Genomic DNA, 7,268 nt, shown 5'->3' on the forward strand with positions numbered 1-7,268 from the left:
CCCCGACCCACGGCTTAGAAGTGTGTAGATAAACCCAGTATCTATCTAGTTTCACCAACATTTACATATGTTTGCAAGTATATATGCAAGCATAATTCATTGTTTTTTTTATACTTGCACGTTGTACCTGTTCACAAAAATTAGTGTACAAATCATTTTAAAGTACTAACAAAATCAAGAGCACCATCTTTCATCCGATTTTTAGGAACATCTACTTTTAATTGCGACCAATCTATTTCAAACTTATCTATTGATGGTTGCTGTATATTAATCTCTTCTTTACATTGTACTTTAAACGGAATGGATGTGTTAATTAAAACTGTCCCTCTAAACATTACATCTATAGGGTTACCTGAATCATCAAAGAATACAGCCTCAGCACCCGTATTAGTAAACAATACGTAAGCTAATCCTTGAATATATAAAACTCCTTCACAGTTCTTTCCAACTAAAGAAGTTAAGGCAAACGAAAAGTCCAACTGAGCTACTGACTCTACCCACTGTATACATATATTATAGTCAACAGCTTCATAGATATCTCGATTTTCCAGATATGAAATAGCTTCATCTTTAAACTCTGCACTAGCAAAATGTTTAGTTAATAACTCTCCTATATTTTTATCACCTGGCTTTAACTGCCGTAAAACAGGGAGAAATTGAGTAATATTATTATGAGTTATAAAATCGTGATTACTCTTACTAAAGGCTTCCCTAAAAAGTTCATCAGTACTCACAATATGAATTGGTTCGGGAATACTTTTTTTTAATTCCTTTAACAAGTGAATATTTATCGCATCTTTAAATTCATCTTTTTTAGATTTACCAAATGGTGGTTTTCCTTCTCGATAATCCTCAACTATAGATTCAATACAGTCTTTTGATAACTCGAGTTTAATATTTTGAGGATTAGTCAAAAACTCTTTCAAAGGTAAATAAATTTTTTTATTTAAGTCATTTTGAAATGATTTCCAAGGACTTTTTATATCGTATTCTTCAAGATCCTTACAAAGCCCATTATATTCATCATTTAACTCTTTGAACCTATCATTATAATGTCGTATAAATTCAGCTTCTAGTACTGAAGTTAGTATTAAGGTTACTTGATTTTCTTTAATATATCGATTTAACTCACCTAACCTTCCCCGATGAAATTGGAACTTAGCACTAGTAACTATATTCGTATCTATAAACACATACATTTTCCACCTATATATTTCTTATTTACGAGTAAATCCATTATAAGACGAAAAAGCTAACATATAAAAAGCAATCGCAATCGGAAGGCTACTGTCCTTATCATTAACCTCACCATATGCGCTAGCAAGATTTATAATCTCATTATAAACAGTATCATTATTCTTAACTTCGGAATAATGTTCATCAACAACTTTTTTTATAACTTCTGGTAATACCATACACAGCTTGAAAAAAGCATCCTTTTCACCAGTAACTAATTCATAAAATTTATCAATACTAACTCTACGAATTAACTTATGCTTCACTTTTTGTTTATCAACAGTAGTTTGCCACATAATATTTTGTGAGGTCTGTGCAATAGCCTCGACTAAAAAGCATGCACAATTATCATCCTGTAACAATTGATTCTGCATTTTAATAAAAGTCTTACTAGATGAAGCTGAATTCATTGTATTATGCTTATTTTTAAGCTCAACAAAAATACGCTTTACTGTCCTATCACTAGTTACATCGATTAGATTTTCTGGTTCGAATATAACATCCCAACCACCTTCTTTACCATTAGCAGGCACTCGGCAATTTTTTATGTATTTGAAAATATTTTGATGAAAATAACCGATATCATTATTATTAGACTTATCACGCTGTCTAAAAATTTCATTTTTAACAATTTCTTCCCAAGTAGCTTTATAAACAGTTTTATCAAAAATCATTTTAATTGGATCAATAATATTCCTGTTGAACCGCTCTAAATCAAAAGGGCACAACTTTTCACCATACTTTTCAATAGTGACTGTTACATGTTCTGTTAATTCTTCTTCTGTGATAAAATCCAAATTCCACATAGTTACTCTCCCATTTTATCCAATGTATGTTTTATAGAACGTGCAACCTCAAAGGCTAAATTAACAGGTACTGCATTACCAATTTGCTTATACTGTTGCCCCATTGCACCTGCAAACTCCCATTCATCTGGAAAGCTTTGACATCTAGCACTTTCTCTAATATTAAAAGGTCTAGCCTCTAAGGGATGACAGCGTTCTGTTTGTTTTTGACTAGGAGAAGTTAAAACCGTCAAAGATGGTTCATCTAAACTCATTCTACGCAAAATACCAGTACGACCACCACCCATGTCCCAAGTAGATTTCATATACTCTTTTGCAATACTCTCTGGAATATCTCGCCAATAACCACCTGGTGGCACCAATTCAAATATACTTCTCTTGTAGTCTGAATATTGTGCCCCTGGACTTGAAGGACAATCCAATAGGATATCTTTTAAGACAGGTTTATACTTATGCTTTTTAGGAAATTCAAACTCTACATAATTTGCAAGATCTTTACGAATACCAACCATAATTAAGCGTTCTCTTTTTTGTGGTACACCATAATCCCAAGCATTTAGTATCTTTTCCTTTATAACATAACCTTCATTTTCAAAGACATTTAAAATTGTATCATGTGTTCTTCCTTTATCATGTGTTAACAAACCTCGAACATTTTCAAATAAAAACATTTTGGGCTGTAGTTTTTTTAAAAAGACTGCATAGTGATAAAAAAGCGTACCTCTAGTATCCTCCAGCCCAAGACGCTTACCTGCATAAGAAAAGGCTTGACATGGCGCACCACCACTTAATAAATCCAACTCACCTTTTACTATTCCAAAATATGACTCTAAATCTAACGGACTAATATTAGCAATATCATCATGAATTACATTCCAGGTAGGACGATTAAGTTTTAACGTCTCACTAGCAGACTTATCAAACTCTACTAAGCCAATGGTTTTAAATCCGGCTTTCTCTATTCCTAATGCGAGCCCTCCACCGCCTGCAAACAGCTCAATTACTTTATACTTATTAGACATTCTTACTATTTCCTTAATAATCAATTAACGCCATTGCCAAAACAGGGCTAACCATAGGTTAGCCCTTATTTTAATCAAACTATTCTTTTTTATATTATATAATGGCCCTATTTCCACGTCAATTGATGTTAATTGTAAATAAACCACTACAAGATAACCTACGTTATTATCTCATTATACACTGATCTCAATATACAAAACGTAAAAGCCATACACCAATAGTTATCTTGATAGCATTAATATGTAAAAAATTGTTTCAATGCTATAATATACTTAGAGAGTTGTGCGGTAGTAGAATATTCATACCTAGGAAGGAAATCTATGTCTGAGGCAGAAACAGAAACTAATAAAGTTGTTAAAAGTAAAGACATCTCTGCATTTTTAAATTCAGAAGAAGAACGTGATTTTAATGAACACTCAAAAGCTCTGTACAATGCATTTAATACCTTAATACTAAAAGCAAGCTCTTTAGAGGAACTTAAATGCTTAAAAGATCTCTTCGAGCAACAAAAAAAGAACTTTAAAAACAATGATTATGCCAATATAAAGGGTTGCTTACGAAAAAAAATTTATGAATGCTTATAAAATATAATTTCTGATTATATTTTCGCCTATTTAATCAACAAAGCTTTTAATTCCAATACTTTAGGCTTGCTTGCTAGGAGGTAATCAATGTCTTCAGAAAGTGTTAAATGTGATAAAGTCTTTATAGATAAAGATAACGGAAAAAATTCAGAGTTGAATAAACCAATTCCCCTCTTTGATGATTCTGAACCTCTATACAACTCGTTTGGAGTTCTAATAAAAAATTCAGGATCTTTAGATGAGCTAAGTGCACTAAAAGGCCTCATAGAATTACACAAAGATGACCTTATAGAAATGCATTATGATAGATTAAGAATTAGGCTACAAAGACAAGCTTATATACTTCTATAAAATATTAACCTCATCTTATACATACCATTGTTCCAAAATTCCATAGTTCTCAAACTTAATATTTCTAAATAATGATCACTTGTATATTATTAATACATTACATTGAAATATTCAGACTTTTCAGTTGTATACTATAATACTGATAGCATATATAGCTATTCCTTAAGGTTACCCCCTAGGTGCATTGCCACCTAGGGGTATTTTATTTGGAGGTTTAGTATGAGCCAATATTATCAAAATACATTTTTATTTATCAGTAGGCAACGGTCAGTATTACAACCATTATTGGAGTCCTTACAATGGGCTTTAAAAGAACAAGTTGACCGATTGGATATACCTCTTGTTCATATGGGGATGTTTGCCAATATGCTTACAGACAGTCGAAATCATAGCCTCATGGGTTATGATCTCTATCAGCATGAACAAACAAAAGAATATATTTTACGAATTCATACAGAAAGTCAAGATGGGATACATCCTATAGATATGGAATACTGCCGGGTGTATTTATCGCCTAATACTAAATTACATTACGTATCAGAAGGATACTCTGAATGTACCTATATTAATACGGATATATCACATGTATACTTACCAATTCGATTTAAGATTGAGTTATACATCGATGAAACCTATGATATTAACTATTTCCTCAATCTAACTACATTACAACGATTTTTAGTGACGGCATTTCCTTTGCTGCATATTGATATCTTCGATGGTATTAAAACCATTTGCTCTAAAATCAACCGTCATATTAAATCGTTAAATACTAATAATTGGTGTCATATTTTTCGTTATGAACCTAAATAATTTATTTATAAATAAGGAGAATCTATTATGAATACTACAGTTGAAACTATGTTAACAGAACTATTACCAAAAGCATCCGTACAAGAGTTAGTGGAACGTTATGGAGATCCATATGATGCGTTATTTCATGCAGAAGAATCTGAATGGTATGATGCACCCGGTATGGGTAACCGCGGTATTGCTAAGCTACGAGCTATTAAATCTATCATTAAGAATGTACAGAATAGAACTCGTAAAGCTCCTATCAATGTGGGTAGACCTATTGATATCTATAAAGCTATGTCAGATATGCAGTACTTTGAGACAGAACACGTACGTGTACTATACCTAAACGCTAGAAACCATTTAATTAAATCAGAGGATATTTCTATTGGTGATGTAACTAGTGCCGCTCTTGATATCAAATGCATTTTTTCTTCTGCCGTTCGTTTAAAAGCATGCGCGATTGTTATCGTCCATAACCACCCTTCTGGTGACTCTCACCCCAGTGATACAGATATTCGCAGTACAAAACGAATCGTAGAAGCTGGTAGACTTTTTGATATCCCTGTACTAGACCATATCATCATTGGACATGGTGAATTTCATAGTATGAGTGAATGTGGTCAGTTATAAGGAGGATATTATGCCAGCTAAACGATTTATTTGTCCCAACGGGGACGAAATTAACATGTATGAATGTCTACTACGATGTCCTCAGGGAACGAGATGTATGTTTCTACCTACATTACGTGCGGTAGCTTCATCATTAGAACGCAATTTGACTAAGCCTTCTGTTACTGAGCTGCTAAGTGGTACTCGTGAATTATATCTAAAAAAGATTACTGAATATGCCGTAGATCCACAAAAGCAACTATATGCTTTACATGGTTCAGCTGTGCATACGATTACAGAGCATCATACCAGTGGCAATATGCTTTCAGAAGAACGTTTGAAAAATACCACCACAACAGGACAGCTTGATTTATATGGGCAAGTGTTATCCAATACGGATACCACACTGGGCGATTTGAAAATTACCAGTTCTTATAAGTTAATGAGAGCGTTAGGATACTACAAAAAAGATGTAGAAACTGGTGAAGTATACAAAACAGGTTTGAAGAAAGGCCAACCTAAAACACGAAAAGAATTATTCACCGATGGTGTACGTCATGTATTAGACTGGGCTTTGCAATTAAACTACTACCGATTGCTGTTAGAAGAAGAAAGCTATACGGTATCATCTATGGTTATTCAGGCCCTTTGTCGTGATACAGGCTTACGCATTGCTTCTGAACGAGGTATTACGCAGCCGTTATATCTTATCCCTATCAACCCTATTAGCAATCATTGGTTAAAACGATATATGGAAGCTAAAGCAAAACGGTTACAACAAGCCATAGAAACGGGTGTAGTGCCGAAGAAATGTAGCCAACGTGAAACTTGGCATGGTAAAAAATGTGAAGGCTATTGTGCTGTATCCGCTCAATGCAAAGCAATTGAAGACGCACAACAAGTGAAGTCAGCATAGTAGAAAGGAAGCATTATGACACAATACTGCGGTATTATTATTACGGAGACAGAACTCTATGTATCTGTAGTAAAAAGAATACAAAATAAAATTAAGGTACTAGATCGCTATATATGTAAACGTGGACAATCCCTCATTGCAGATTTGGCAATCATTCATAGTAAAAACGCAGACACCCCTACACTTTACTCATTAGCCTATACAGAAATCCCACATCTTATATTTAATAAGACTTGTTCTAATACCCCTTTGCAAGATGCATGGAAGCAACGAGACGAGCTTACATCCGCACGAGATAATCAATATACTTACCAATTTATTTTACCCACCATAGATAACCAGGAATGGATGTATATGGTGGGTATTTCTCAATCTAAGATATCCGAATTGCAGTGTGCCAAAACAATAAACCATATGGAAACGGAAGTTATTTCTTATTGGCCTATATCATTACTTGATTTACATAAAAGTCATAGTAAACCTGTTCTTCTATTAATTGAGGAAAACAATACTGTTACGGGATATCTATGCAGTGGAACTGTAATTGTAACTACAATTGATTGGAATCAAGATACGGAAACACCAAAAGATATGATTCAACGATTGCTAAAGAAATCTCCTGTTCAATTAAGTGACACACTTGAAATTCAAGCATATTTGACCGAAAAAACATATCCTTTATGGAAAGACTTGCTTTCTCAATATGGAGCGGTCAACACGTCAACAATTACGGATGTCTTAAATCATTTTACACATCGTTGGGATGGTAATTTATATATGGATGCATCTGCAGGTCTAAGTTATTATTTGGCACGATCTGGTGTGCAAGCGGAGGAACAAAAATGACGAATACAGCATTATATGAAAAGCTATCACTCGCTATGAAAAGCTGTAGCTACATTGAAAAAACAGGTGAAAATACCTTTCATGGGTATTCTTACGTTA

Annotated in this window: 9 protein-coding genes; 6 read left to right on the forward strand and 3 right to left on the reverse strand. The window is 33.6% G+C overall.

Translation table 11 applies throughout. The features are described 5' to 3' along the window. Positions 1-152: 152 nt before the first annotated feature. The 3 genes from Q0507_RS03020 to Q0507_RS03030 are packed head-to-tail and all read right to left on the reverse strand — an operon-like array spanning position 153 to position 3,064. On the reverse strand, positions 153-1,193 hold the full coding sequence (locus tag Q0507_RS03020) for a PIN domain-containing protein (RefSeq protein ID WP_298712148.1): 1,041 nt from the start codon (positions 1,191-1,193) through the stop codon (positions 153-155). Positions 1,194-1,217: 24 nt separating this feature from the next. Next, positions 1,218-2,042 (reverse strand): Eco47II family restriction endonuclease, encoded by an 825-nt coding sequence (locus Q0507_RS03025; RefSeq protein ID WP_298712150.1) that lies wholly within the window; start codon positions 2,040-2,042, stop codon positions 1,218-1,220. Positions 2,043-2,044: 2 nt separating this feature from the next. Beyond that, a complete protein-coding gene (locus Q0507_RS03030) occupies positions 2,045-3,064 on the reverse strand; it encodes a DNA cytosine methyltransferase (protein WP_298712152.1) in 1,020 nt (339 codons plus the stop codon). Positions 3,065-3,385: 321 nt separating this feature from the next. On the opposite strand from Q0507_RS03030, the gene Q0507_RS03035 reads away from it, so the two are divergent. From Q0507_RS03035 to Q0507_RS03060, 6 genes are all read left to right on the forward strand, one after another. Beyond that, a complete protein-coding gene (locus Q0507_RS03035) occupies positions 3,386-3,649 on the forward strand; it encodes a hypothetical protein (RefSeq protein WP_298712154.1) in 264 nt (87 codons plus the stop codon). Between the two features lie 87 nt (positions 3,650-3,736). Then, positions 3,737-4,000 carry a hypothetical protein gene (locus tag Q0507_RS03040; protein WP_298712156.1) on the forward strand — a complete coding sequence of 88 codons (264 nt, stop codon included), beginning with the start codon at positions 3,737-3,739 and terminating at the stop codon, positions 3,998-4,000. Between the two features lie 219 nt (positions 4,001-4,219). Continuing rightward, positions 4,220-4,813, forward strand: a complete 594-nt coding sequence (locus tag Q0507_RS03045; RefSeq protein ID WP_298712158.1) for a hypothetical protein — start codon at positions 4,220-4,222, stop codon at positions 4,811-4,813. Between the two features lie 27 nt (positions 4,814-4,840). Further along, positions 4,841-5,428, forward strand: coding sequence for a RadC family protein (locus Q0507_RS03050; protein ID WP_298712160.1), 588 nt, complete (start codon positions 4,841-4,843; stop codon positions 5,426-5,428). A 10-nt stretch (positions 5,429-5,438) separates the two neighbouring features. Further along, the gene (locus Q0507_RS03055) at positions 5,439-6,323 is read left to right on the forward strand and encodes a hypothetical protein (protein WP_298712162.1); all 885 of its coding nucleotides are present in this window, start codon (positions 5,439-5,441) and stop codon (positions 6,321-6,323) included. Positions 6,324-6,338: 15 nt separating this feature from the next. After that, positions 6,339-7,169, forward strand: a complete 831-nt coding sequence (locus Q0507_RS03060; protein ID WP_298712164.1) for a hypothetical protein — start codon at positions 6,339-6,341, stop codon at positions 7,167-7,169. Positions 7,170-7,268 lie beyond the last annotated feature (99 nt).

This window comes from uncultured Veillonella sp., from assembly GCF_938010505.1.
Classification (GTDB): Bacteria; Bacillota; Negativicutes; order Veillonellales; family Veillonellaceae; genus Veillonella.